This window comes from Cylindrospermopsis raciborskii Cr2010, assembly GCF_003367075.2.
Classification (GTDB): domain Bacteria; phylum Cyanobacteriota; class Cyanobacteriia; order Cyanobacteriales; family Nostocaceae; genus Raphidiopsis; species Raphidiopsis raciborskii.
In genome coordinates this window covers 3,617,729-3,643,345 of the sequence record NZ_CP065936.1, presented here as the reverse complement: position 1 = coordinate 3,643,345, position 25,617 = coordinate 3,617,729, and the positions used below count along the sequence as shown (strand labels likewise).

The 25,617-nt window shown below is 40.8% G+C and carries 24 protein-coding genes and 1 other RNA gene; 11 read left to right on the top strand and 14 right to left on the bottom strand.

All coding sequences use genetic code 11. The features are described 5' to 3' along the window. From C6N34_RS16440 to ssrS, 3 genes are all read left to right on the top strand, one after another. Complete coding sequence (locus C6N34_RS16440; RefSeq protein ID WP_057178933.1) at positions 1-489, top strand: pentapeptide repeat-containing protein; 489 nt, start codon at positions 1-3, stop codon at positions 487-489. After that, a complete protein-coding gene (locus tag C6N34_RS16435) occupies positions 486-1,643 on the top strand; it encodes a 5-(carboxyamino)imidazole ribonucleotide synthase (RefSeq protein ID WP_115538617.1) in 1,158 nt (385 codons plus the stop codon). The genes C6N34_RS16440 and C6N34_RS16435 overlap by 4 nt, the downstream gene beginning before the upstream one ends. Before the next feature lie 58 nt (positions 1,644-1,701). Continuing rightward, positions 1,702-1,885: non-coding RNA, 6S RNA (gene ssrS, locus C6N34_RS16430), on the top strand. Between the two features lie 25 nt (positions 1,886-1,910). On the opposite strand, the gene rsmH is transcribed toward ssrS, so the two are convergent. Genes rsmH through C6N34_RS16415 form a run of 3 tightly spaced genes read right to left on the bottom strand, consistent with a single transcriptional unit; the run spans position 1,911 to position 3,748 of the window. After that, the gene (gene rsmH, locus C6N34_RS16425; protein ID WP_115538618.1) at positions 1,911-2,810 is read right to left on the bottom strand and encodes a 16S rRNA (cytosine(1402)-N(4))-methyltransferase RsmH; all 900 of its coding nucleotides are present in this window, start codon (positions 2,808-2,810) and stop codon (positions 1,911-1,913) included. A 4-nt stretch (positions 2,811-2,814) separates the two neighbouring features. Then, entirely contained in the window at positions 2,815-3,102 is a 288-nt protein-coding gene (locus C6N34_RS16420) for a DUF2288 domain-containing protein (RefSeq protein ID WP_006279095.1), read from the bottom strand. 7 nt (positions 3,103-3,109) lie between these two features. Then, a complete protein-coding gene (locus C6N34_RS16415; protein ID WP_115538619.1) occupies positions 3,110-3,748 on the bottom strand; it encodes a lysophospholipid acyltransferase family protein in 639 nt (212 codons plus the stop codon). An 88-nt stretch (positions 3,749-3,836) separates the two neighbouring features. Between C6N34_RS16415 and sipA the strand changes: the two genes are divergently transcribed. Both sipA and malQ read left to right on the top strand, forming a co-directional pair. Continuing rightward, on the top strand, positions 3,837-4,058 hold the full coding sequence (gene sipA / locus C6N34_RS16410) for a regulatory protein SipA (RefSeq protein ID WP_115538620.1): 222 nt from the start codon (positions 3,837-3,839) through the stop codon (positions 4,056-4,058). 103 nt (positions 4,059-4,161) lie between these two features. After that, on the top strand, positions 4,162-5,670 hold the full coding sequence (malQ, locus tag C6N34_RS16405) for a 4-alpha-glucanotransferase (RefSeq protein ID WP_115538621.1): 1,509 nt from the start codon (positions 4,162-4,164) through the stop codon (positions 5,668-5,670). Between the two features lie 58 nt (positions 5,671-5,728). Here the strand turns inward: malQ and C6N34_RS16400 are convergent, their stop codons facing one another. Next, positions 5,729-6,568 (bottom strand): helix-turn-helix domain-containing protein, encoded by an 840-nt coding sequence (locus C6N34_RS16400; RefSeq protein WP_115538622.1) that lies wholly within the window; start codon positions 6,566-6,568, stop codon positions 5,729-5,731. Between the two features lie 49 nt (positions 6,569-6,617). Then, the gene (locus tag C6N34_RS16395) at positions 6,618-7,376 is read right to left on the bottom strand and encodes a pseudouridine synthase (protein WP_115538623.1); all 759 of its coding nucleotides are present in this window, start codon (positions 7,374-7,376) and stop codon (positions 6,618-6,620) included. A 72-nt stretch (positions 7,377-7,448) separates the two neighbouring features. On the opposite strand from C6N34_RS16395, the gene C6N34_RS16390 reads away from it, so the two are divergent. After that, a complete protein-coding gene (locus C6N34_RS16390) occupies positions 7,449-8,171 on the top strand; it encodes an LmeA family phospholipid-binding protein (protein WP_006279089.1) in 723 nt (240 codons plus the stop codon). 19 nt (positions 8,172-8,190) lie between these two features. Here C6N34_RS16390 and C6N34_RS16385 read toward each other — a convergent pair whose 3' ends face one another. The 9 genes from C6N34_RS16385 to cimA form a co-directional block, all read right to left on the bottom strand. Continuing rightward, positions 8,191-9,069: a phosphatidate cytidylyltransferase gene (locus tag C6N34_RS16385; protein WP_057178941.1), complete on the bottom strand. Its 879-nt coding sequence runs from the start codon at positions 9,067-9,069 to the stop codon at positions 8,191-8,193. Between the two features lie 35 nt (positions 9,070-9,104). Then, complete coding sequence (gene cbiT, locus C6N34_RS16380) at positions 9,105-9,707, bottom strand: precorrin-6Y C5,15-methyltransferase subunit CbiT (protein ID WP_006279087.1); 603 nt, start codon at positions 9,705-9,707, stop codon at positions 9,105-9,107. A gap of 116 nt (positions 9,708-9,823) precedes the next feature. Next, entirely contained in the window at positions 9,824-11,101 is a 1,278-nt protein-coding gene (gene ahcY, locus C6N34_RS16375; RefSeq protein ID WP_057178942.1) for an adenosylhomocysteinase, read from the bottom strand. 160 nt (positions 11,102-11,261) lie between these two features. Next, positions 11,262-12,404, bottom strand: coding sequence for a glycosyltransferase family 4 protein (locus tag C6N34_RS16370; RefSeq protein ID WP_115538624.1), 1,143 nt, complete (start codon positions 12,402-12,404; stop codon positions 11,262-11,264). A 7-nt stretch (positions 12,405-12,411) separates the two neighbouring features. Beyond that, on the bottom strand, positions 12,412-13,593 hold the full coding sequence (locus C6N34_RS16365; protein WP_006279084.1) for a glycosyltransferase family 4 protein: 1,182 nt from the start codon (positions 13,591-13,593) through the stop codon (positions 12,412-12,414). A gap of 332 nt (positions 13,594-13,925) precedes the next feature. Next, positions 13,926-14,648: a class I SAM-dependent methyltransferase gene (locus C6N34_RS16360; RefSeq protein WP_006279083.1), complete on the bottom strand. Its 723-nt coding sequence runs from the start codon at positions 14,646-14,648 to the stop codon at positions 13,926-13,928. An 18-nt stretch (positions 14,649-14,666) separates the two neighbouring features. After that, positions 14,667-16,304, bottom strand: a complete 1,638-nt coding sequence (locus C6N34_RS16355; RefSeq protein ID WP_057178945.1) for a dipeptide ABC transporter ATP-binding protein — start codon at positions 16,302-16,304, stop codon at positions 14,667-14,669. Further along, the gene (locus tag C6N34_RS16350; RefSeq protein WP_115538626.1) at positions 16,301-17,533 is read right to left on the bottom strand and encodes a hypothetical protein; all 1,233 of its coding nucleotides are present in this window, start codon (positions 17,531-17,533) and stop codon (positions 16,301-16,303) included. Before C6N34_RS16350 ends, C6N34_RS16355 begins: the two co-directional genes overlap by 4 nt. Positions 17,534-17,779: 246 nt before the next feature. Beyond that, on the bottom strand, positions 17,780-19,402 hold the full coding sequence (gene cimA / locus C6N34_RS16345; protein WP_057178947.1) for a citramalate synthase: 1,623 nt from the start codon (positions 19,400-19,402) through the stop codon (positions 17,780-17,782). 236 nt (positions 19,403-19,638) lie between these two features. Between cimA and C6N34_RS16340 the strand changes: the two genes are divergently transcribed. The 5 genes from C6N34_RS16340 to C6N34_RS16320 all read left to right on the top strand — a co-directional run bounded on the left by C6N34_RS16340 (position 19,639) and on the right by C6N34_RS16320 (position 25,616). Next, positions 19,639-20,067 (top strand): hypothetical protein, encoded by a 429-nt coding sequence (locus C6N34_RS16340; RefSeq protein ID WP_006276196.1) that lies wholly within the window; start codon positions 19,639-19,641, stop codon positions 20,065-20,067. Between the two features lie 102 nt (positions 20,068-20,169). Beyond that, complete coding sequence (gene thiO, locus C6N34_RS16335) at positions 20,170-22,119, top strand: glycine oxidase ThiO (RefSeq protein WP_006276197.1); 1,950 nt, start codon at positions 20,170-20,172, stop codon at positions 22,117-22,119. Between the two features lie 88 nt (positions 22,120-22,207). Then, positions 22,208-23,680, top strand: a complete 1,473-nt coding sequence (locus tag C6N34_RS16330) for a TldD/PmbA family protein (RefSeq protein WP_006276198.1) — start codon at positions 22,208-22,210, stop codon at positions 23,678-23,680. A 52-nt stretch (positions 23,681-23,732) separates the two neighbouring features. Further along, on the top strand, positions 23,733-25,073 hold the full coding sequence (locus tag C6N34_RS16325; protein WP_115538629.1) for a TldD/PmbA family protein: 1,341 nt from the start codon (positions 23,733-23,735) through the stop codon (positions 25,071-25,073). A 45-nt stretch (positions 25,074-25,118) separates the two neighbouring features. Next, positions 25,119-25,616, top strand: a complete 498-nt coding sequence (locus C6N34_RS16320) for a single-stranded DNA-binding protein (RefSeq protein WP_057178949.1) — start codon at positions 25,119-25,121, stop codon at positions 25,614-25,616. Position 25,617 lies beyond the last annotated feature (1 nt).

Below are 25,617 nucleotides of genomic sequence, written 5' to 3'. Positions count from 1 at the left end.
ATGAAGCAACTAGGTTTATTATTGTCGTTGACAATCATCCTCTGGTGTATAACATTGCCAGCAGTAGCAGTGGATTGGACTCATCCCCTATCATTTAGCAACGCTGAGTTAGGAAGACATAATTTTTCTGGACAAAATTTACAAGCTGCTGAATTCTCTAATGCTAATTTAGAGATGGCTAATTTTGCTAATGCTGACTTGCGAGGAGCAGTTTTCAGTGCTTCTGTGATGACCCAAGCAAATTTACATGGGGCGGACTTAACCAATGCTATGCTGGATCAGGTAAAATTAACAGATGCTGATTTAAGTGATGCCATTTTTATAGAGGCAATTTTGCTGCGTTCTAACTTTGCGAAGACCAACATTGATGGAGCAGATTTCAGCGAAGCTATCTTAGACAGGGGACAAATAAGGGATTTGTGTAAGAGTGCTAGGGGAATAAATTCTCGAACCCATGTTCAAACTCGTGATTCTTTGGGGTGTGGATGAAGCGCATAGGTATAATTGGTGGTGGACAACTAGCTTTGATGATGGGGGAACCAGCTAAAACCCTAGGTCTGGAATTGATAGTACAGACTCCTGCTATAACTGATCCAGCTGTAGCTATTGCTCAGGATGTGGTTTTAGCATCGGTTGGAGATGCGGTAGCAACGAGTATATTAGCTAATAAATCGGATCTAATCACCTTCGAAAATGAGTTTGTTGATTTAGATGCTTTGTCTGATTTAGAGAAGCAAGGTGTGTGTTTTCGTCCCCATTTAGGCGCTTTATCTCCTTTATTGGATAAATACCATCAAAGATGCTATTTGAGAGATTTAAATTTACCTGTGCCGCAATTTTTCCCTTGGGTAAATTGCCCAGATTTGGCATCAAAAATAGAATATTTGGGGTTTCCCCTAGTGGTTAAATCTAGAAGACATGGTTATGATGGTCAGGGCACTTTTATTGTAGACAATCATGCTAGTTTCTCTACTTTAGTCAATCAAGTTGATAAGAAACCTGTTGAATTCCTCATTGAAGAATTTGTTCCTTTTACTAAAGAGTTGGCAATTGTTGCTGCTCGTTCAGTGAAGGGAGAGATTGTGACCTACCCAGTAGTAGAAACCCAACAGGAAAAACAGGTTTGTCGCAGGGTCATTGTCCCAGCGGATATTACCCCTGACCAGGAAGACCAAATTGTGGCGATCGCCCGCAAGATATTAACCAGTTTAGGAGTAGTGGGGGTATTTGGGATTGAGTTATTTATTACTGCTGGGGGGAAGATTTTAATCAACGAAATTGCACCGAGGACTCATAACTCTGGGCATTTTTCCCTAGATGCTTGTAAAACATCCCAATTTGAGCAACAGCTCAGAGCTGTAGTGGGAATGGATTTAGGGGACACAAGTTTAACCGTTCCAGCTGCGGTCATGGTCAACCTATTAGGGTATGAAGAATCACATAATGAGTATTTCCAGACTAGGGAAAAATTAGCAACTATTCCCCACTCTCATCTACACTGGTATGGCAAAAGGGAATCCCGTCTGGGACGTAAATTAGGACATATCACAATATTAATAGAAGAGCTAAATCGGGAGTTGATAGAGAAAATTATCTACGAAGTGGAATCTATATGGTATACTAGGAATAGTGCAGATAGATAGGGGAAAATTTTTTTCTTCCCCCCCTATACAAATAATAGTTAATGGTTATAATATAGGGGTTGAACTACGACGTTGGTGACTGCCCTCAAGTTTTTTGATCTATGTCTTTAACGAAAAGGGAACCAATTAGTTCTTGTGGCAGTAAACCGGGCTTGTACTCGGAAACTTTAAACAAGCAACAGCCATTCCCACCTGGTTTAACCAGGTCATAAACTTAGGTAAAACGGCGTTGTGGTCAACTAATCATGGGTTTTTAGTTTTTAAAAACTAAAAAGCAACTTTTTGTGCTATTCTCAACTTGGCTGAGCGGGAGCGGGGATTGTGTTGAATTTCGGACTCTGTGGCTGTAATTGGTTTCTTAGTCATCACCGTTAATAGGTCAGAGTTCCGTAACCCGTGTTTGACAATTCTATCCTCCAAGCTATGAAAACTAATAAGAGCTATTTTTCCTCCAGGAACTAGGGAGGGTGGTGCTTTGTGAAGCAAAGTTTCCAGGACTTGTAACTCATCATTCACTGCTAGACGTAGAGCTTGAAACACACGGGTTGCTGGGTGGATTCTACCATAGCGATATTTAGGTGGAACACAGGAGCTGATGGATTCTGCTAGTTCTGTGGTGGTAGAAAAAGGGCGGTTCTCGATGATGCGCCTAGCTATTTTTCGAGAAAGTCTTTCTTCACCGTAGTGAAAGAAAATATGGGTCAGTTCTTGTTCATCCCACCCATTAACTATATCAGCAGCGGTGAGAGATTGTTGCTGATTCATGCGCATATCCAGATTAGCAGTATTTCTAAAACTAAACCCCCTTACTGGATTATCCAAATGATAGGAACTAACTCCCAAATCTGCCAAAATTCCATCATAAGTATTGGGAGGGAAGGGAAAATTAGCAAAATTAGTGTGTAGAAAATCAACACGATCTCCAAACTCAGATAAATTGATTTTTGCTGCTTTCAGAGCGTCTAAATCCTGGTCAACCGCCATCACCTTAGTGTTGTCAGCAGCTTGTAATATTAACCGAGAGTGTCCACCACCACCCACGGTTAAATCCAAATAATTGCCACCCGCTTGGATAGTTAAACCCCTAATTAATTCCTCGCCCAGAACGGGAATATGAGAAAAAGCAAATTGATTTAATGGTGTTAATGGCGGGTTATTGATAACCATCAACTCATTTCTCCTGTATTAAAACATAAGGTTCTATAATTAACGCATTAAATCTTTTAGTGGGATTCCCATTCCAATCTCCTAACTGTATGGGAGAAGGCTTGCTAATTAATTGTTCATCAATCCACACCCCAACAGACTGGGTATTATCACTGGCGATCGCCTCTCCCACATCTAATAGGTCTAATCCCGATGCTACCACAATGATAGCATCTCTTTGCGCATGGGGGACTAACCATTCCCATTCTGCTTCATCTAGGTTCTCTGTTAGCTTTTCTTTTAAATCTGACATAATTTGCCTACCTACCCAAGTCATGTAACCTATTTATAGCTTCCGCACATTGACGAGTAACTGCTTCCAATTCCTCCTTACTTGTGGAACTAGGAGTTGCAATCAATTTACCAATTCTAATAGTTAAGGGAACCTTGCGGGGAATAGGTGTACCCGGTTGGACGATTTTTTCACTTCCCCACAAACTCACCGGTAATAGGGGAACCTTGGCTTTAGCAGCTAGTAGTGCGGCGCCTCGTTTAGGGTCATGAATACGCCCATCACTGGTTCTAGTTCCTTCTAAAAATACTCCCACTGCCCAATCATTTTCTAAATATTCCAGAGCGTATCTAATTGCTCCTCTATCTGCTGTACCGCGACTCACTGGATAGGCACCATATAATTTAATAGCCTGGGCTAAAACAGGAATTTTGAATAATTCCTCTTTGGCCATGTATGCTACAGGACGACATACACAATTAGAAACTATGGGAGGGTCAAAGTAACTGGCGTGGTTACTGACGATCACCAACCCACCGGTTTGGGGAACATTTTCCACCCCATAGATTTTGCCCCCAAAGTAAGCGTGTAACATGGGGCTAACCACCGACCATTTGAAAGCGTGGTAAAGTGCTAAACTAATTAAGGGTTCCCGTTCTCTGGTCACGAAAATAATTTAAAAGCGACTATATATTAGAATAGTTCATGGCGATCGCCTTTTGCCATCCTGCAGGACTAATTACCTTTTATTTCCCATGTCTAGAGAATTTTTTATTGGCAGTAGAGTTCGTTTAGTTACCCTACCCCCCTATATCAAAACTGCTGATCCCATGCCCATGTTACGTCCTCCGGATGTAGTTAGCATGCAGGAAGAAGGTACAGTTATTGACCTGCGACCGGGGGGATATTGGGTAGTGCATTTTAGCCAGGGTACCTTTCTAGTAGAAGGTCAATATATGGAAAGAGCAGATTATTGATTGTTAAGAATTAAGATGTTTTGAAAGTTCAATCGAATTTAGAGTGCGAATTCAATGTAGCATTGTTTCCTGTTAACCGCCATCTGTTTTTCTCCCCCAAACTATGCCCTTTCCAAGATCCAGTGGAATTTTACTTCATCCCAGTTGTTTTCCCAGTCGCTTCGGGATTGGTGACCTGGGGTTGGAAGCCTATCGTTTTATTGATTTTCTGAAAGAGAGCTATCAGCAGTATTGGCAAGTTTTACCCCTAGGTCCCACGGGCTATGGTAGTTCTCCTTACATGTGCTATTCTGCCATGGCGGGGAATCACTTACTAATTAGTCCAGACAAGCTAGTAAATGAGGGTTTGTTATGTGAGGCTGACTTTGCTGATTTACCCCAATTTACTGCTGATAAAGTAGATTTTGCACAAGTGATCCCCCAAAAAATCAATTTGCTTCAGCGGGCATGCGATAATTTTCAAAGAAGTGCTAATAGTCACCAAAGGACGGCATTTGATCAATTTTGCCAGAGCAAAGGTTATTGGTTAAACAATTATGCCTTGTTTATGTCTATCAAAGATGCTCAAGAGGGAGAAGGCTGGTACAATTGGCCATTAGAACTAGCTAAGCGGGAGCCAGAAGCAATAAGCAAGATTGAGCAAGATTTAGCAGAACAAATATTCTATTACAAATTTATTCAATATGAGTTTTTTCGTCAGTGGTCAGAACTCAAAGAGTACGCCAACGAACGGGGAATAGGTATTATTGGGGATATACCCATTTATGTAGCTCATGATAGTGCTGACGTGTGGGCAAATCCCGAGTTTTTTGCCTTAGATACAAAGACGGGAGCGGTGGATCTAATGGCCGGGGTGCCACCAGACTATTTTAGCGCCACTGGTCAATTGTGGGGAAATCCGGTGTACAACTGGGAGGAATTAGAAAAGCAGGATTTTGCATGGTGGGTACAACGTTTTGAAGCCATACTAGATTATGTGGATATAATCCGCATTGACCACTTTCGGGGTTTTGAAGCCTATTGGGCTGTTCCCCAAGGAGAAGAAACTGCCATTAATGGGGAGTGGATAAAAGCACCTGGAAAAGAGTTTTTTGCCCTAGTTAAACAAAGACTTGGCAAATTGCCAATTCTAGCTGAAGATCTGGGAATTATCACCCCAGAGGTAGAGGCGCTAAGAGATGAATTTGAGTTTCCTGGAATGAAGGTATTACAATTTGCCTTCGGTTCCGATCCTGGCAATCCATTTCTACCCTTTAACTATCCCAGAAATGCTGTGGTCTATACTGGTACCCATGATAATGACACGACTGTTGGCTGGTTTAACACTGCCAACGACTACGAAAAGCAAAACCTGTTATTATACTTAGGTGGTGTTAGTAGTGATGGAATTAACTGGGACTTGATCCGACTAGCTTTGATATCCGTTGCTAATCAGGCAATCATTCCCCTACAGGATATTTTGGGGTTGGGAACGGAGTCCAGAATGAACTACCCGGGTACAACAGAAGGTAACTGGGAATGGCGTTATGAAGAAAGTGTGCTAAGTCAAGAACTGAGCAATCGTCTCAAGACCATCACTCAACTTTGTGGTCGATCTCCCAAAACTTCCTGATTTGGCTCCTGGGGGTGAGAGTTGATTAGGGTGGTAGGTGTGCACCCCCCAATAACCATCAAAATTGAAGGTTTTTAGATGCAATTCTAATTTCACCAGATCTCCCTGGTTTTCCCATTTGTTTAGGTTCTTCCTGATTGACCTTCATTACCACACCTCCAGCATTATTTGTTTTGACTATGAGTTCCCCAGTAGCTTCCCAATCCCTTTGGGATCCCTTGGTCAAAACTCCTTCAAATTTCGTTTTGCTATCGGACACAACACGGATCCAAGCCTGCGAATTGACAAAAATACGAACCTGGACAAGATTATTCTTGGCATCAGTCCTGTCACTAACCAAAGTGACCATTGGACGCACTGTTACCATTTTAGTAGGGGATTTTTTATCAGACATATCGGTACTAGCTTGTAGGCGAGGTTCATTGTCGTTTCCTTTAGCTTCTATATTTTGAGTTAGGGATTGAGATAGACCAGTTACCGAACAAACTATGACAAATATGTAAAGCAAATAAAGATGGAAAGGACGCAATTCTAAGAAAACCCGATTTCTATATCCATATCTAGGTTTAAAAACTAATTTTGGTGACCCCGTGGGGAAACTACTGGCTAACTCCACTCCATTTAAACTCAGTGCATTAGCAAATTGTCTGATTAAACCCTGAATATAAACAGGTTCGGGGAGACTTGACAAGTCTCCTGCCTCAATTGCAGTGAGCAAACGACCGGGAATTCTCGTAGTCAAAACCACTTCATTTATAGACAACCCCTTTTCCTGACGTAAAGCTGCTAACTGACTCCCCAACTCCAAAAGTTTTTGTAACTGTTGCTCTTCTATTGAGAGGTTTTTTGGTTTGTCGGCCCTTTTAGGCAACCTTAACCATTTCGTAATTTTCAACATACTCCCCGTTCCTTAATCACTCCCTACCCGATTCCAATTACAAGTTAACTCAATTTCGTATCCGGTGGATCAGATGCTGTAATAAAATAATCTCGCTGGTTATAAGATGACGATACTTACCAGTATCAATAAATTTACCCTGTGAATTTTGCAGTTGGATTGTCCCTATTGCTCTGCGATCAAGGTGCACAACTGGATATCCCAACTGTTGAGCCACACGACGAATCTGACGGTTTCTTCCCTCCTGTAAAATAATCTCCAGTTTACTTTGGGTGACCCCCTGTTCGATTAATTTAACTTGGGCAGTTCGTGTTTTCCTCCCGTCTAACATTACTCCCTGACTCCACATCCTCAGAACGTTTGTTGGCGGATGTCCTTCCACTACAACATGATAGGTTTTGGGAATATCATGACTAGGATGAGTAAGAGCAAATGTTAGATCTCCATCATTGGTTAAGATTAATGCCCCAGTAGAATCAGCGTCTAACCTTCCGACAGGATGAATACCAGTACCCTGGCGTAATTTTGCCGGTAACAGATCTAAAACTGTTGTTCTACCTTGAGGATCATTACAGGTGGAAACCACTCCTGTGGGTTTGTTTAATAGTAAATACACTAAAGCTGGACGATTACCCTGTATTAAGGGTTTACCATCAATGGAGATTATATCCACTCTAGGATCGACCTTTTGACCCAAGCGCGCCAAAATTCCATTGATCCGCACTCGTGATTGTCCAATCATCTCTTCAGCTTCGCGACGGGAGGCTATACCCCATTGAGAAATAATTTTTTGTACCCTTGTTTCCATGGAACAATTTAAATTTAGTGTGCCTCCTAATTGATAAGATAAGTATGTACAGTGGAAAATAAGGTTGTCGAGATGACAAAACGAACCTTTCAGGGAGAAAAAAGTAGTAAGACCCGAATAATAACTAAGATTCTTAATGCAGCAATTAAGCTTTGGTTAAGATCTCAGTTAAGTGAGGTTTCCGAGCTAGAGATTAAGGTTGATACAGACGATCAGCAGTTGCTTTCTGGGCGTATCCCCAAAGTCTCCATTTTGGCGACTAAGGCAGTTTACCAGGGTATTCATATTACCCGTGTTCAACTTACAGCTCAGGAAATACATGTTAACCTTGGCTCTGTGATCCGAGGCCAACCATTACGACTGTTGTCAGTAGTGCCCGTGTTTGGTGAACTACTTATCAACGAGGTGGAACTAAATAGTTCCCTCCCTTCTCCGCTACTTTCTCATGCTATCAAAGAGACGGTACTTAAAACAATACCAGAACTTGGCAAAAAATACCAGTCTATTTTCTGGAATGAAATTGCACTCCATACCCAGGGTTTTATACTCCAAGGTGTGGCTCAAAGTGCTGGAAAGTCTGAGTCTTTAGGGGTTCGCGTCAAATTACAACTGGTGAGTGGGCAAGAAATAAAATTAACACTGTATAAAGACATCTATAGTCCATGTCAAGCTGCAGAAGGTGAGATTGATCATATTGAAGAACTTTTACATCTGGGTTCAGATGTAGATTTAGAGGAATTGAGTCTGGAATCGGGACAGATTTCCTGTCGAGGAAAGATTAATGTCAATCCATGAAACCATACTGACACTTGTGTTAATCAATTAGGGGTAATATTAGGGTGATAAAATAATAAACCAGGGGAGCGGTAAAAATATAACTGTCAGTGCGGTCTAATATTCCACCATGCCCGGGGATCAACTGTCCAGAATCTTTTACCCCTGCATCTCTTTTAAGTAAAGATTCGGTCAAATCTCCTAACAAACTGGCAATCCCAATTAATAAACCCAATGTTAGACCAGTCAGGAAGAAATAAGGCAAATTGAGAAAATATGACCCCCACAAAGCTAAGACCAGACTACCCACCATACCAAAAATCGCCCCTTCCACGGTTTTTTTGGGACTGATACTGGAAAGAGGAGTTCTGCCAAAATATTTACCAAATATATAAGCACCAATATCAGCAGCCCAAATACACAAAAAAGTTAGTATGGTAAAGGTGAAACCCCGGGGTAAATCGTCTAGTTTAATTTGTGCAAGTTGGGTATTAAATAAGTAGTCATATAAGTAATTACCCAAGTTAACATACCCATCCTGAATATTTCGCAGTCTCACCCAATAACTGGGTAAATAACCAACATAAAACAAACCCATAATAGAAGCAGAAATATCCGCAATTGTAGCAAGTTGCGGTTGAAAAAGTAGGTAAAAACAAATAAGAGTTCCTGCTATGGGCATAATTGCATCCGCTAAACTAGGTTGGAAATTACAAATGCCTAATAAAATTAAACTGACAGAGATGGTAGTTTTAGCAGCGGGCCTCATTCCTCTAGAACGAACTAAATTAAAATATTCCAGTTGACCAAAAAACACAATTATACCAATAGCTATCGTGAAATACCAACCTCCCAACAACGTGCAAGATACAGCAAGAACAATAGCAATAATTCCACTAATAATTCTGGACCAAGGCATGGCAAAAATAATATTTGAGATTTTCGACTTTGGATTCAATCAAGTTTTTCACCACTAAGGATAAAAATAGGATCCGTAGACACAAGGGTTTGAGAAAAACCTCTGGTTTCCAATCGGTTGACAGCAGACTGCATAACTTCTATATTTCTAGCTGTCAACTCTGATAGGGTTTGAGATATGGCATATAGACTCTCTAGATTAGCAGCTGTAGCAACTACACGACCAGATAGGGGTAAATAATTCCAGATGGCTTGTAAAGTTTCTTTGATAGCTCTCCCCCCTTCTATACAAACACGATCAGGAATCGTTTGTATACTATTTAGGCAATCTGGAGCAGTCCCCTCTACCACTCTAATATTTTTTACTTGAAAGCGATCGCAATTACGCTTGATTAAATTGGCGACTTCCTCATCTCTTTCCACAGCTATCACCTGTCCCTGGGGACATAATAAACCTACTTCTATGGCAATTGTCCCCGTACCAGCTCCCACATCCCACAATACAGAATCCGGTTTAAGACGCAGTTGGGAAATCAACAACAATCGCAATTCTCTTTGACTAAAAGGTATACCCGGTAAATTTTCAAATAGGTCATCGGGTATACCAGGGCTAATATAGGGCCAAAGTTGGCAAGGCATAGGTTACTAAAGGTAAAATTTTAACCTGGAAGCATTTCAGGGATAGATGATCTACCCCTGGTCAACTTATAGCCATAGCGAGGGCGATCCAGAACGCCTACCTGACTAAGTATTTATCACGTCCCCGATTGCCAGGAATTTATATACTCGATTTGAGCTACTGTTAAAGTATCAATTGCAATACCCAAGGCTTGCAATTTCAACTGGGCAATTTCTTGATCTACTTCTTTGGGTATGGAATATAGACCTGGTGATAATTTACCTTGGTTTTTTACTAGGTATTCACACGCTAAGGCCTGGTTGGCAAAACTCATATCCATTACTGCACTGGGATGTCCTTCCGCAGCAGCTAGGTTAACTAAACGACCTTCACCTAGTACAATAACTGATTTGCCACTCTGGAGTACATATTGTTCTGTAAAGGGTCTAACTACTTTGATTTCCTTGGCTTGGGAAGCTAGATATTTTAGATCTAATTCTATATCAAAGTGTCCAGAGTTACACACTATTGCCCCGTCTTTCATGGTGTCGAAGTGTTCACCTCTGACCACATGTTTATTACCCGTTACAGTAATAAACAGATCGCCTTGGGATGCTGCTTCGGACATGGGTAACACACGAAAACCATCCATTACTGCTTCAATTGCTTTAATGGGGTCAATTTCTGTGACAATAACGTTTGCACCTAGACCACGGGCACGCAGGGCGGTTCCTTTACCACACCACCCATAACCTGCTACCACAATGGTCTTCCCTGCTAGTAATATATTAGTAGCACGAATAATACCATCTAAGGTAGATTGACCTGTACCATAGCGGTTATCAAAGAAATGCTTGGTATCAGCATCATTGACGTTCATTGCTGGAAAGGTCAATACACCATCATTCAACATTGCTCGTAACCGAACAATACCTGTTGTGGTTTCTTCCGTTGTTCCAATGAGATCTGCTATTTGGTGTTGGCGTTCTTGAACTAAGGTAGCAACTACATCACTACCATCATCAATAATAATATTTGGACGGTGGTCTAAGGCAATTTGTACGTGACGACTATAGGTTTCAGCGTCTTCCCCTTTGATGGCAAATACTGGAATGCCATAATCACTCACTAAGCAAGCAGCTACATCATCTTGAGTTGATAGGGGATTACTAGCAATTAGAACCGCATCAGCGCCACCTGCTTTGAGGGCAATCGCTAAATGTGCTGTTTCGGTAGTTACGTGGGCGCAGGCGACCAATCTCAAACCAGCAAAGGGCTTTTCTTTTTCAAAGCGATCGCGGATTTGTTTGAGTACGGGCATTTCTCTACCGGCCCAGTCAATACGTTGTCTTCCCAAGGGAGCTAGAGCAAGGTCTTTAACCTCGTGCTTTAATCGGGGAGCAGTTACAGTCATGAAAAGTTATCCTCTATAAAAAAATCCTATTTGTCTGGAGCTATTGGTCTGGGGAGGGATTTTAAACTTCCGCCTTTTGACCGATCACCCTGGACAAGGGGTTAAGAAACCTTTACGTACTTTAACAAGATTTTCCCCAACTGGCAAACTTTTGGTTAAATTACATCAACCTTGTAAGAATCGACTGCTGAATTTTTTGGTTAATAACATTCAGATCAAATTTTTGTTGGCTAAGCTGTTGTGCATAACTAGCAATATTTTGGATTTGTTGTTGTTGGTCAAAACAATATTTAATTATACTTGCCAACTCATGAGGTTGATTAGGTGTAACTAAAAAACCATTTGTGCCATTTTCTATTAGTTCTACAGCTCCTCCAGATTTAGCTGCGATGACTATTTTACCACAGAGCATACCTTCCACAATAACTCTTCCAAAAGGTTCAGGTGCAATGGATGTATGGGTGATTAAATCACAAGCTGACATTAATTGTGGTATATCCTGACGAAAGCCTAAAAATTTAACTCGGTGTTCCAATTGTAGGTGATGAACTTTTTGGTGTAATTCCCGAACATACTCATGTTCCCCAAATAAAGCATCTCCCACCAGAATAGCTATGATATTGTCTGGAACATGGGCTAATGCTTCTATCAGAATATGCTGTCCCTTCCATGGAGATAACCTACTGAAATGTCCAATGACAAATTTATTCTCTACTGCTAAAGTGTTTCGTATTTGCTGGGTTTGATATTCTGACACTTGATAGTTTTTCGTATCAAATCCATTATATACAACTTCTACCAGTTTAGAGATTCCGCCGGCTTGAATAAATGCGTCCTTACTAGATTGAGAGTTAGCAATCACTAAAGATGCAAACCTATTGGCAAAATTAACAGCGATTTGTAAGTTAATGTGACTAAAATGTTCTAAAGACAAAATATCATGTAGATGGTAAACCAAGGGGACACGAGTCAAAAAACTAGCAATTGCTCCTACAACTAAAGCCTTTTGGGTGTTAGCATAGATTAAATCATAGTTTTTAGCATGGCAAATAACTGCATTAATAAGAGGGATAATGTGTTGTATACCAATCAAGCTAGATAAAAAACTACTTTTCTTTCTAATAGGAATACTTTGAGTTGTTAAAACCTCCACAGGAATTTGATAGCTTTCTAATAGCTTTCTAAAATCACCATCAGCAAATAAACCCACTAAACAACTATCACCAAAAGGTTTAGCAATATCTAATAGACATAACTCTGCACCACCTGGTTTACCACTTTGGTCTAAAAATAGAATCTTCATAATTATCTTATTTATGGAATACAATTACTTGTCTCACCCTTTGAGCAATATTAGTCCAATCATAGTTTTCAGCAGCATAATTTCTACATTCTTCCCTAGAGGGTAAAACAATCTTTGCTAACATTACTTCCTGCAATTTATTAGCAAGACTATCAACCGCGATGGAATCAGTAATTAACTCAGGTGTAAAGGGTTGTAAAATTTCTGGCATTCCCCCCACAGGAGTACATAAAACAGGAGTTCCACAAGCCAAAGACTCTAGAATTGCCAGTCCAAAACCTTCAAAAGATTGACTTGGCATCACAGTCAAATCAGCTGCTTGGTAGGCTATAGGTAACTGTTGATCTGGTAAAAATCCTAAAAATCTGACTTGATTTTCCAATCCCAATTCCACCACTTGTTTCTCCAGAGAAGTTTGTATATGTCCCCTTCCAGCAATAGCTAACCAAATATCTGGAACTACAGGCTTAATTTTTGCTATTGCTGTCAAGAGTTTATCAATTCCCATACGATGTACTAGACGACGAGAGGTAAATAATATCTGTCTTTCAGTTGGCCAACCCAGTTGTTCTCTCGCTGCTAAACGGGATAAATTATTTTTAAAATGTTTCACATCTACTCCCCCAGGAATAACATGTATTTTTTCCCAGGGAACCTCATACTGTTGATGTAAAATGTTCCCAAAAGCTCGACTTAAAACTATAAAGCGATCGCATTGGTTATAGGTATTTTTTTCCACCAAGTGTTGCTTGATCCAAATAGTCAGTTGTTTATTTAATAGTTCCTCTTGACTTTCAGCGGCCCATGGACCATGGAAATTAAATGTAATTGGCAATCTCTTGGGTAAAAGATCTAAAATAGGAAAGCTATACAATGCAAAGTGTAAGTTAACTGCATCAAAGTGATTGAGGTTAATTTGTCGAAAGCTACTGCGAATAGACCATAATCTTTGCCAAATCTTGCTATGGGGAGATGCGAGATTACGTAACCTAATATTGGCAATAGATATATCCTCTTGTTCAGGTAGACCAACTCCGCATAATTCAATCTGGTCTTGGTTAATAGCCAATTTATCAATTAGTTCATAAATATACCTTTCCATTCCCCCTGGTGTGGTAGGGAACCAACCGCTCCCGACGGTGAGGATAGAAGCGGAATTTAATACTGATTTTGTACTTATATCTTCCACCTAAAAATCTCCTTTGATAAATCGGTCAACAGTACTGATTAACAACATCAACTTACATGTGTTCAAATCCGGTCAAAAATCCCGGTTCAATCATGTCTTTATAATTCAAAATAATTGAATGTTAAGTACCCAGTTAACCCATCTATCCTAGGAATTATTTTTAACCCATATTTTGTAGAAGAGGGTCTACTATTTGATAGTAAGTAGGGAGGCACAATTATTTGTAGGATGGGTTAGTGGTAGGGTAACCCGTGGGGGGTTTCGTTCCTCAACCCAACCTACGTTCATGTTTAATTCCACTCACCCGGTTAGGGGTAGATTCAGGTTTAGGTTCAAAATCTCACCTTATATAAGGCTATTATTTCCCCTACATTTAATTGTTCCTTCACTATTTTACCTCCTTGGGATTTAATAGTTTTTTTCCAGTCGCTGGTAGTTTCTAAAAACACCTCCGTGCCTAAATAGGTTTCCAAAACTGCCCAATCTTCTGCTACTGGTTGAACTGAATTGATAGTGTCAAAGACAAAATTTCCACCAGGTTTTAAGACCCGTTTTACCTCCTCCAGTACCAATTGCCAATATTCCAAAGGAAAGTAATAACTAAATCCTGTAGCAATGACTAAATCAAACTGTGCTGCATCATATTCCAAACAATGAGCTGCTCCTAATTCCACACCCTTAAACAGCTTAGAATTTAATTGGGAACCCCGAGAATTTAAAGCATCCCTGGCTATATTGCTAATTTCCTGTCCGTGGAAATATGCTTGCCAATCTCGCCAAGGATATATTAAAAAACTAACTCCGCAACCAATATCTAAACAGTGTTGATTTTTTTGAGGTTGGGCAATTTCCCAAAACGGGGTGGCAATTTTTGATGATAGGATCCCACTTTTCCATTCTTGATAAATGGACATTTGTTTGATTTCCTCTGGTAGTTCAAAGGGTTGATTTTGATATTCTTGATTGAATCGATGAGCTACCTGTTCTATTCTCTGTTGCCATTTGTCCGCAGAATAGCTGTTTTTAAAAATATGGGAGAGTGAATTTTTAGACATGATTTCTCCGTAACTTAATTAAACCCTAGCTAATAATGGTGCAGCACCCAACAGAGTTTGGGTGTAAGGATGCTGGGGATGGGAAAATATCTCCTTCGTTTTTCCTAACTCTACTATTTTACCACTATTCATTACAGCAATGCGATCGCACAAAAACCTAGCCAACCATAAGTCATGGGTAATAAATAGGTAAGTTAGGTCAAATTCCGCCTTTAATTGTAACATTAAATCCAAAACCTGGGTTTGGACACTAGCATCCAACATACTCACAGGTTCATCACAGATCACTAATTTAGGGCGGGTAATCAAAGCTCGCGCTATGGCTACCCGTTGTTGTTGTCCCCCCGATAAATCTGCTGGATAACGGCGATAATAAGTTTGCCAAGGAGTTAACCCCACTTTTTCTAACATCCATACAACCTCTTCTTCGGCCTGTTTTCCACGGGCTATTTTGTGAATTAATAGGGGATCTGCTATACTTTCTCCCACGGTCATAGCTGGATTTAAACAAGCATGGGGATCTTGAAATATCATTTGAATTTCCCTGCGGAAACTGCGAACTTCTTCACGGGATAATCTGGTTAATTCTTGCCCTAAAAATTCCACTTTTCCACCCGTGGGAGGAATCAATTGTAAAATGGTTCTAGATAGGGTACTTTTACCACAACCTGACTCTCCCACCAGACCTAATATCTCTCCTGGATATAATTCTAGGTTAATGCCATCTACTGCTTTGATTGTTTGCTGTTGACTCTGAAATAATCGCTCTAGAAAATTCGGCTCTATACTATAATACTGTTGTAATTCTGTGATTTTAAGGATGGGATTTTCTTTTTTCTCCTCTTCTCCCACACCTACTGGTTCTTGCTGAATGTGTAGAGCTGCTCTTAATAAAGATTGGGTGTATTCATGCTGTGGTTGTTTAAATACACTCTCTGTTTTACCCATTTCCACTATTTTACCCTGGTACATCACCCCAATGCGATCGCAGTATTCTGCTACCATTGCTAAATCATGGGAAATCAACAACAAGCCCATATTATCTTCTGCACACAGTCTAGTTAGTTCTTGTAAAATCTGGGCAGAAACAGTTACGTCTAAACTAGTTGTTGGTTCATCCGCAATAATTAACTTGGGATTGAGTAACAAAGCTAAAGCAATAGCTACTCTTTGACGCATTCCTCCACTAAACTCATGGGGGTACTGACTCCAACGACTTCCAGGAATTTTTACTTTTTCTAAGGTAGCCAAAACTCTTTCCTTAGCTTGTTTTTTAGTCAGTTGTGGTGAATGTGCAGCCAAGGTTTCCAAACAGTGTTCACTAATAGTCATTAGTGGGTCTAACCTGGTCATAGGATCTTGAAACACCAAAGCCACCGCTTCACCTCGAAACTGTCGCATTTGAGCAGGAGTTAAATTTAACACCGAACTCTCACGAAAATTTACCTGACCTTGAACCCGACTATGGTCAGGCAATAATCGCATAATTGCCCGACCAATAGTAGATTTACCACAACCAGACTCACCCACCAAACCAATCTTTTCTCCTGGTTTTAGACTAAAGGATACATCATTAACCGCCCAGATTGGAGTTTGGTCATAATCTTGAGGATAAGCTACACAGAGATTTTGAATATTCAATAGGGATTCAGTCATAGAGAAATTTGCTCAGTACCACAATGATAACAATAGGGTAACTTCTTATAAGTCAAGTTATGGCAATGGTGACATTCCACATACTGGTAATAACCACAATGGGGACAATGGGCCTCACGAGACCTAAGGTTTCTTCCACAGTTGATGCACTGGGAGTTCTGTACTCTTTTACCAGCTTGAATTTTACTATTAAAAACTACATTCCTTTGCAACAACTTAATAATCCCAAACCCGACTAGGGGAATCACTACAATATAAACATAGCTAACTAAGAATAGTAACCCCCCCAATAAGCTACTAATAATATCTACTAAGAATTTAAATACTACGCCAACTTGCAGAAATTCCAAGACTTTGATAACTAGGGGAATCACAAATATAACTAGTAAATGCCAGCTAATTAGAGATACTAGTCCATACCCTTGGCGTTGTGACCTACCATAAATGAATGAAGCGATGAAAATTAAAGGTAATAGGAATATAGCTTGCAGGGTTACTTGAATGCTGGGATACCAAAATGAGGCTGTTTTATAGCCATTAACTAAGTTAGAAAATTGAATTTTATCCTGCAAAAACGAGAGAAATTTGCCACTTGCTGGTCGGTTGAGTAGCTGATTTTTTCTCTTTTTATTTTCCTCTTTAAATTGGGCAATTTGCCTCGTATTACTATCTAGTTTTTGCCTAGCTTTATCAGCTTCTACTTGGTTGATGGACTTGCTATCAGGTTGACGAACCATTTTTTCCAGAAGGGTGGAATCGTATTGTCTACGAATTTCGGCATTTTCTTGCCCCAACTTATTGATTTTTTTTTGGGTCTGACCAATACTTTGTAAAAATTGCCGATTTTGAACGGTATTTAAATTGTCTTTTAATAGGCCATAGTTCAGGCATATTTCTGACACTTTCCCTAATCTTCCTTGTTCTTGCTGTTTATATTTTGCGTTAAAGTTGGGCTGATTATTTTCTACTAATGAATTAGTAATTATTTCATAATCTTTAGTTGCTGAGGTTTGCTCTTGATAACCCTTCCATTCATTATGACAGGGATAAGTTTCGTCAGGAGTAAGATGCCATCTACCAATACTATCCAATCCTGTAAATACATTAATTAGAATAAAAACGTCTATTATGATAATAACTATCAAGCTGGCCTTATTTAATGGTTCTCGATTAAGCGTGCTAGTATTATTAAAAAACTTGCTAAAAAGATTACGTACTTTGTTTAACATATTAAATCTGTCAGTTAGTTGTTAAGTTTTCTAGTAGTGTTGTTTATTTGCGAAAGTTACATGCTTGTGCTACCAAAAATAATGACTTTCCAACCAACTGTATCATCTTTTTGACTTCTCATTCATTAGAACTGTAGGAGGAAAATTCGCGGGGTGTAATATTGGGTGGTGCGTCCCACCCATGGGAAATATTAGATCCGATCTCTCCAGGTTGCGAGTCCTTCGCGAGCTGGAGAGCTTTGAGACTTAAATTTTACAGTAGGGAACAGGAGAGGGAAAATGTATTAATAAACCATATTCCAAACCTGCTACCACTGCTTGATAGGAAGCTTCCAAAATATTAGTGGATACTCCTACGGTTGTCCAACGTGCTTGACCATTACCAGACTCAACTAGGGCGCGGGTTTTGGCAGAGGTGCCCACATTACCATTGAGAATTCTGACTTTGTAGTCTGTTAGTTCAAACTCGCCAATTTGAGGGTAAAAATTCAACAGCGCTTTACGCAACGCTGCGTCTAAAGCTGCAACAGGACCATTTCCTTCTGCTACCTCTAAAATATTTTCTCCCCCCACACCTACCTTAATTGTCGCTAGGGAGTTAGTGATGTTTTTTCCCTCAGCTAGATCACAATGTACTCGAAAACCTTGGACTTCAAAGAACTGTTGTTTGAGTCCTAATACTTCATACATTAATAGGACAAAACTAGCTTCTGCAGCCTCAAATTGATAGCCTTCATTTTCTAGTTCCTTAATGCGTCTGAGAATTTCCTTGGTTTTCGGGTCATGTTTATCTAATTCTATGCCCAAAGTTTTCGCCTTGGCTAAAACATTACTCACCCCAGCTTGTTCAGAAATCACGATTCGACGGAGATTGCCCACTTGCTCCGGTTGGATATGTTCATAGGTGAGAGAATTACGCTCCACAGCTGAGACATGAATGCCACCTTTATGAGCAAAAGCTGAACGTCCTACATAGGGCGCGTGGTCATCTGGTGCTAAATTAACCACTTCACTCACAAAACGACTTGTGGGTGTTAATTGACTTAGTAGATTTTCGCCAATACAATTATAACCTAATTTTAATTGTAAGTTGGGAATTAAAGAACAGAGATTAGCATTGCCACAACGCTCACCATACCCATTTATCGTCCCCTGAACCATTGTAGCTCCCGCCATTACAGCTGTAATAGCATTAGCAACTGCCATTTCTCCATCATTGTGAGTATGGATACCAATATGAGCATTTGATGACCAGTCAGAAATTGACTTGCTAACGATAGTAACAACTTGGGAAACCTCCTGGGGGAAAGTTCCACCATTAGTATCACATAAAACTAACCACTCAGCACCGCACTGAGCAGCTGTTTTGATGGTCTGTAAGGCATAATCTGGATTTTGCTTATATCCATCAAACCAATGCTCGGCATCATAAATTACCCGCTTACCTTGGGAACGTAAATACTCGATGGTATCACCAATCATGGACAAATTCTCATCCAAAGAGGTCTTAATGCCCTCTGTAACGTGTAGATCCCAAGATTTGCCAAAGATTGTCACCCAAGTTGTACCCGCAGCTAAAATCGGTTCTAGCATGGGTTCATTAATAGCTTGGGAAAAAGGACGACGGGTGGAGCAAAAGGGGACTAGTTGAGCTTGCTGTAGAGGATTTTTCCCCACTTGCCAAAAAAACTCTATATCCTTGGGATTAGCGCCTGGCCAACCACCTTCTATAAAGGGTACACCTAATTGATCCAGTTTATGGGCAATACATAATTTATCTTGTATAGATAATGACAAACCTTCCCGTTGACTGCCGTCTCGGAGAGTAGTGTCATAGATGAGAATTGGCGTGGAGAGAGCTTTAGTCATAAAGCAAAGATCTGGTAAACTACTACCTATTTTCTATGTTCTTTAATCACTGTACAATTTGGTGCGAGTCAAATTGACCATCAACTCCTACCTGTTATCCCCAAAGTGAGATATGATTTGTTCTTAGCCTGTCAAATCTGGATTTTAGGTAGTTTGAAAATGACACATCATGGATTTTCACGGTCAAGGTTCTCAGCCAGCTTGCACACCGGAAACTTATAAAGGAGATAAACAAGATGGGTAAATGGACACCATTAGTTTTAATGGCTGGAGGCGTGGCAATCCTAGTGGGCACCCTATTGGGGATTAACTTTCCCATGGGTGGAGACCAGTCTGCTAATGTTCCCCCAGAAAGGCGTGCTTCCGGCGTTCTCCCAGCTAATATTAATGTTAACACATCTGCTCCGGGAGAGGATGGGGAATCTGCTAATAGAAATAATCAAAACAATTCGGAAAGTGCCAATAACACGGATATCCCCGATGACGTTCCCAATACTCCCAGAGGTGCTAGGGTAGCTCAAAGCAATTCTACTACCGGTTCACCCAGAGATTCTAGTACCACCCAAGACCTGAACAACAGTGATGGATCTAGCTCTGATATAAATAATGGATCGGAATCTGTTAGAATTAATCGAAACAAACGACCTATTCGTGCTTTGTGGTAGTAAAGTAATTATATAAGGTGTAATCTAGGTTAGGGGGCTAAAGCCCCCAGTCTACCATTAATAGCTAATAATGGCTAAATAGATACTGATAAATACTGAGTAATGAATACGGATATTTTGATTATTGGTGGTGGTGTTATTGGCTTGGCCTGTGCTGTAGAGTTGAAGTTAAGGGGTGAAAATGTTACGGTTTTATGTCGTAATTTTACTGAAGCAGCTGGTCATGCAGCAGCAGGTATGTTGGCTCCTGATGCTGAAAACATAGCCAATGAAGCTATGTTGACCCTGAGCAAGCGATCGCTTTATTTATACCCAGAATGGGTTAGTAAGTTGGAAGAGTTAACAGGGTTGAGTACGGGTTATTGGCCTTGTGGTGTTGTTGCTCCCGTGAGTCAAAAACCAACTAATTACACCCCAGGTTACTGGTTGGATAAATCAACAATTGAGCAATATCAACGGGGTTTAGGATCGGATATAATTGGTGGTTGGTGGTATCCTGAAAACGGACAGGTGAATAATCAGTCCCTAATTCAGGTTTTACGTTCAGCAGCAGAGTCTTTAGGGATTGAGTTCCAGGATGGGGTTACTGTTGAGGCAATTCTACAGCAACATTCCCAGATTATGGGGGTTCAAACCAACAAGGGTTTATTCCACGCTGGTCACTACATCCTAGCTGCTGGTGCTTGGTCAAATCAATTGTTACCTTTACCAGTGCGCCCCTGTAAAGGACAAATGTTGCGGTTGCGCGTGCTGGGAATTGTGCAAGAAATACCTCTAACAAGAGTGCTATATGGTGAAAATGTTTATATTGTGCCTCGAAAAGACGGTTCTATTCTTGTGGGTGCTACCGTGGAAGAGGTGGGGTTTACACCCAATAACACACCAGCGGGGATTCAAAATTTACTCAACCAGTGCACCCGGTTGTACCCGTCCCTAGCAGATTATTCCCTAGAAGAGATGTGGTGGGGTTTCCGTCCAGCTACACCCGATGAATTGCCCATTTTGGGTGAAAGTTACTGTCAAAACCTGACCATGGCCACTGGTCATTATCGCAATGGGGTTTTGTTAGCACCAGTGACAGCCAAACTACTAGCTGACCTGATTGTGTCCCAAAAACCCGATCCTCTGCTCAACCATTTCCATTATTCCCGCTTTGAACATTCATCCGTGCCAAACATACCATTCACTCATTCCGCTAATTTTACTGACAGCAAAGCTAATAATTCATACTTAAAATTTCCAGAATTTAAGCAGATAGATTCAGAATTAAAGATTGGTCACAAGGTCTTCCATTCCAGATTAATGACCGGGACAGGAAAATATCGCAGTATGGGGGAAATGCAAGCAAGCATTAATGCTAGTGGTTGTCAAATAGTTACCGTAGCTGTGCGCAGGGTGCAAACTAATGCTCCTGGACATGAAGGTTTAGCAGAGTCCTTAGATTGGAGTAAAATTTGGATGTTACCCAATACAGCTGGATGTCAAACCGCCCAGGAGGCCATCCGAGTAGCTCGCTTAGGTAGGGAAATGGCTAAATTGTTAGGACAAGAAGATAATAACTTTGTTAAATTAGAGGTCATACCCGATCCTAAATACCTGTTACCTGACCCCATTGGTACCTTAGAAGCAGCAGAGCAACTGGTAAAAGAAGGTTTTGCGGTTTTACCCTATATCAATGCCGATCCAATGTTAGCAAAGCGCTTGGAGGAAGTAGGATGTGCCACAGTTATGCCCTTAGCAGCTCCCATAGGTTCAGGACAAGGATTAAAAACCAGTGCCAATATCCAGATTATCATAGAAAATAGTAAAATACCAGTAGTGGTAGATGCGGGAATTGGCTCACCTTCAGAAGCAGCACAAGCTATGGAGTTAGGAGCTGATGCCTTATTAATTAATAGTGCGATCGCCCTAGCACAAAATGCACCAGCGATGGCCTATGCTATGAACCTAGCCACCACAGCGGGAAGAATGGCATACCTAGCAGGTAGAATGCCAATCAAAGAATATGCCAGTGCCAGTTCACCTACAACAGGAACCATCACATCCTTGTAGGTGATGCTGATGGATTCAAAAAATTGTTAGAATATAACTAGAATGTAAATGGATATTTTCCACACAAAGCCAGTAGGCGAGGCCATACATGCTTATAAATACCTTACTTATTTCCTCTCAAATCCCTAACTTAAATTACTCATCCACCACAGAGCGGTTTGACCAAACCTGGGAAGCTCCATTAGCAACCTTATTGGGGTTGGGGCGTGCTGCTGGTGCGGACTTTGTGGAGTTTTTTTTAGAGCGTCGTAATTACATTAGTTGTTTAGCAGAAGAAGATATTATCACCAGTATTTCACCTAGTTTCAGCACAGGTGCGGGTGTGAGAGTATTCCATGGTAAAGCGGATTGTTACGTTAGCACCAACAATCTCACCTTTGCGGGTTTAAAAGCAGCCTTAGAAAAGGCACTTTCCATACTAGGCTTACAATTACCCATAGCAAATGCCTTCATCCCTGAAATCTACCTGGAATTGTTCCGAGACTATGGCAATAAAAGAGGAAAAGACAGTTGGTTACCCCTGTGTACCACAATTAGGGAAATGGGGGAAATACTGCTAGAGGGTACAGCCCAATTGCATAAAAAAGCCACTCACATTCAATCTCGTCGTGCCAGCTATTTTCGTGATTGGCAAGAAGTATTAGTTGCAGCCAGTGATGGTACATTTGCTCGGGATATTCGCCTGACTCAATCCGCAGGTTTTAGCCTTCTATGTGCTGACGGATCTCACCGTACCTCCATCAGTGAAAGAGCAGGCAATACCAGCGATCCTAACTTCCTCAAAAGCTGGGATTATGAACAGTCAGCAGACCAAATTGCCGAATCAGCTGGTAAAATGCTTTATGCTGACTACGTAGAATCAGGGAATTACCCCATTGTCATGGCCAATCACTTTGGCGGGGTAATATTTCATGAAGCTTGTGGACACCTACTAGAAACCACCCAAATAGAAAGAAAAACCACCCCATTTGCGGATAAAAAGGGCGAGAAAATTGCCCATGAAAGTCTAACAGCTTGGGATGAAGGGAGATCAGATAATGCTTTTGGCACAATTGACATGGATGATGAGGGAATGCCAGCCCAAAGAACATTACTCATAGAAAAAGGAGTTCTCAAAAACTTCTTAGCTGATCGAACCGGGTCTATGAGAACTGGACACCCAAGAACAGGTAGTGGTCGCCGTCAAAATTATACCTTTGCTGCTGCCAGTCGCATGAGAAATACCTATATTGCTCCTGGAGAATACACCAACGAAGATCTGTTTGCTTCCATCGACAAAGGTATTTACTGCAAGAAAATGGGTGGAGGTAGTGTAGGTGCAACTGGGCAATTTAATTTCAGCGTTGATGAGGCCTATCTCATAGAAAATGGGAAAGTCACCAAACCTTTAAAGGGCGCTACCCTAATTGGAGAAGCTAAGGAAATCATGAACAAAATTTCCCTTTGTTCCCAGGATTTAGAATTGGCACCTGGTTTTTGTGGTTCTGTGAGTGGTAGCATTTACACCACAGTAGGACAGCCACATATTAAGGTAGATTCCATTACCGTGGGGGGGAGATAGTTTGGGATCACATATCGATAACCAATAACAAAGTTTAAATACTAGAATTCTCATGTCTAATATCCAACAAGTCGCTAAAAACGCCCAGGAAACCGCTAAAAAACTGGGTATTGAAAAATTCGATATTTATGGTTCAACTGTAGATGACACCAGCGTACAAGTTGACCAAGGAGAACCCAAACAGGTAAAAGCTTCCAATCGTTCTGGGGTGACAGTCAGGGTTTGGAACGAGGAGAATACAATGGGTGTTACCAGCACCACAGACGTGGATCCCAAAGGTTTAGAATTAGCCTTGCAAACTGCTTATGAAGCTAGTTTCTTTGGGGTGAAGGAAAATGTTCCTGACTTTAGTCCAGAAGCAACATTGCCCATTGAAAGTACATCCAAAGAGAAATTTGCTCAAGCACCTGTTTCGGAACTGATTGACAAACTGCTATTGGCGGAAAAAGAACTTTTAGACTCCCACCCTGCAATTAATGGTGTACCTTATAATGGCTTATCTCAACGAGACATAGAGCGGTTCTATCTCAATAGTAATGGTGCACTAAGAAAAGAGTCTCACTCTTTAGCCTCAATTTATTTGTACAGTAAAACAGAACAAGAAGGGAAAAAACCTCGCAGTGCTGGTGCTTATCGGGTAAAAGAAAATTTAGGCAATTTAGATATTGCAGGTTGCATCAAAGAAGCAGCAGATAAAACTATCAGTCATTTGGATTACCAAAAAGTTAAAACTGGTAGATATCAGGTAGTTTTTTCTCCTGAAGCTTTTTTGAGTTTATTGGGTGCGTTCTCTAATTTATTTAATGCCCAAAATATTCTAGATAATCAAAGTTTATCCCAGGTAGATGACCTAGGGAAGCAAATTGCCTCTCCTTTACTTTCAGTTTATGATGACGCCTTGCATCCAGCTAATGTAGGAGCAGAAACCTTTGATGGAGAGGGTACACCTACCCGTCAAATAAAGCTAATAGAAAAGGGAATTTTAACCAGTTTTTTACACAGTGCAGGAACTGCCAAAAGACTCAATGCTCAACCTACAGGTAATGCCAGCATTGGTGCCAAAGTAACTGTGAGTCCTAATTTTTATCATGTGTTTGCTGCTAATACAACTGAAAAAGAATTCAGTTTACAAACAGCAGAAAATGTGATACTAATTGATGATTTACAGGCTCTTCATGCGGGTGTTAAAGCTTTACAAGGTTCTTTTTCCTTACCTTTTGATGGTTGGTTAGTGAACAAGGGCGAAAAAATCAGCATTGATTCAGCAACCGTGGCGGGGGATTTTCTGGAACTATTGAAATCTATTGTTTACATAGAGAAAGAACCAGAATTAACACCGGGGGGAGTTTGTCCCAGAATTTGGGTAGGTGAACTTTCCATTACTGGAGACTAGGTTCTTGAGATTTCTACTTGGTCAAAGATTTAGTGAGGATAGACTATGAACAATTGTATCTTAATGGTAGAGATTTATGATGAACCTCAATTGAGACACACAACAGAGGGGTTAGAAGTCACAGAGATGATAGTTCATGTACCAGGATTACGTACTGATGACCCTACCCATCCCTTAAAAGTAGTAGGTTGGGGGAATTTAGCCAAGGATATTCATCAGAATTATCATGCAGGTGACCGGGTGATTTTAGAGGGACGTCTGGGAATGAACACCTTTGATCGTCCTGAAGGGTTTAAAGAAAAACGCGCTGAGTTGACAGTGCAAAAAATTCACCCTGTCACCAAAAATACGGGAACTAGTCAATCAGCTGCACAACCTTCCCAAGAGACCCCCAACTATCAAGCAAGTAGACCCACTCCCACCCCAACAGAAACAGCACCTTCAGTAACCACCTTGGATCCCAGTCCTCAACCTGTAGCTCAAGTGGTAAGTCCTCAACCAGTGATTCAGCCAACACCTAATCCGGACGAGATACCATTTTAGC

What these genes read in the sequence shown, in the direction of transcription:
- C6N34_RS16370 (WP_115538624.1), bottom strand. Translation starts at nt 12,404, where the DNA reads ATGAAGATTCTATTTTTAGACCAAAGTGGTAAACCAGGTGGTGCAGAG.
- C6N34_RS16420 (WP_006279095.1), bottom strand. Translation starts at nt 3,102, where the DNA reads ATGTCAGATTTAAAAGAAAAGCTAACAGAGAACCTAGATGAAGCAGAA.
- C6N34_RS16400 (WP_115538622.1), bottom strand. Translation starts at nt 6,568, where the DNA reads ATGTTGAAAATTACGAAATGGTTAAGGTTGCCTAAAAGGGCCGACAAA.
- C6N34_RS16330 (WP_006276198.1), top strand. Translation starts at nt 22,208, where the DNA reads ATGCTTATAAATACCTTACTTATTTCCTCTCAAATCCCTAACTTAAAT.
- C6N34_RS16350 (WP_115538626.1), bottom strand. Translation starts at nt 17,533, where the DNA reads ATGTTAAACAAAGTACGTAATCTTTTTAGCAAGTTTTTTAATAATACT.
- thiO (WP_006276197.1), top strand. Translation starts at nt 20,170, where the DNA reads ATGAATACGGATATTTTGATTATTGGTGGTGGTGTTATTGGCTTGGCC.
- C6N34_RS16440 (WP_057178933.1), top strand. Translation starts at nt 1, where the DNA reads ATGAAGCAACTAGGTTTATTATTGTCGTTGACAATCATCCTCTGGTGT.
- cimA (WP_057178947.1), bottom strand. Translation starts at nt 19,402, where the DNA reads ATGACTAAAGCTCTCTCCACGCCAATTCTCATCTATGACACTACTCTC.
- malQ (WP_115538621.1), top strand. Translation starts at nt 4,162, where the DNA reads ATGCCCTTTCCAAGATCCAGTGGAATTTTACTTCATCCCAGTTGTTTT.
- C6N34_RS16435 (WP_115538617.1), top strand. Translation starts at nt 486, where the DNA reads ATGAAGCGCATAGGTATAATTGGTGGTGGACAACTAGCTTTGATGATG.
- sipA (WP_115538620.1), top strand. Translation starts at nt 3,837, where the DNA reads ATGTCTAGAGAATTTTTTATTGGCAGTAGAGTTCGTTTAGTTACCCTA.
- C6N34_RS16390 (WP_006279089.1), top strand. Translation starts at nt 7,449, where the DNA reads ATGACAAAACGAACCTTTCAGGGAGAAAAAAGTAGTAAGACCCGAATA.
- C6N34_RS16385 (WP_057178941.1), bottom strand. Translation starts at nt 9,069, where the DNA reads ATGCCTTGGTCCAGAATTATTAGTGGAATTATTGCTATTGTTCTTGCT.
- ahcY (WP_057178942.1), bottom strand. Translation starts at nt 11,101, where the DNA reads ATGACTGTAACTGCTCCCCGATTAAAGCACGAGGTTAAAGACCTTGCT.
- cbiT (WP_006279087.1), bottom strand. Translation starts at nt 9,707, where the DNA reads ATGCCTTGCCAACTTTGGCCCTATATTAGCCCTGGTATACCCGATGAC.
- C6N34_RS16360 (WP_006279083.1), bottom strand. Translation starts at nt 14,648, where the DNA reads ATGTCTAAAAATTCACTCTCCCATATTTTTAAAAACAGCTATTCTGCG.
- C6N34_RS16355 (WP_057178945.1), bottom strand. Translation starts at nt 16,304, where the DNA reads ATGACTGAATCCCTATTGAATATTCAAAATCTCTGTGTAGCTTATCCT.
- C6N34_RS16340 (WP_006276196.1), top strand. Translation starts at nt 19,639, where the DNA reads ATGGGTAAATGGACACCATTAGTTTTAATGGCTGGAGGCGTGGCAATC.
- C6N34_RS16320 (WP_057178949.1), top strand. Translation starts at nt 25,119, where the DNA reads ATGAACAATTGTATCTTAATGGTAGAGATTTATGATGAACCTCAATTG.
- C6N34_RS16395 (WP_115538623.1), bottom strand. Translation starts at nt 7,376, where the DNA reads ATGGAAACAAGGGTACAAAAAATTATTTCTCAATGGGGTATAGCCTCC.
- rsmH (WP_115538618.1), bottom strand. Translation starts at nt 2,810, where the DNA reads ATGGTTATCAATAACCCGCCATTAACACCATTAAATCAATTTGCTTTT.
- C6N34_RS16325 (WP_115538629.1), top strand. Translation starts at nt 23,733, where the DNA reads ATGTCTAATATCCAACAAGTCGCTAAAAACGCCCAGGAAACCGCTAAA.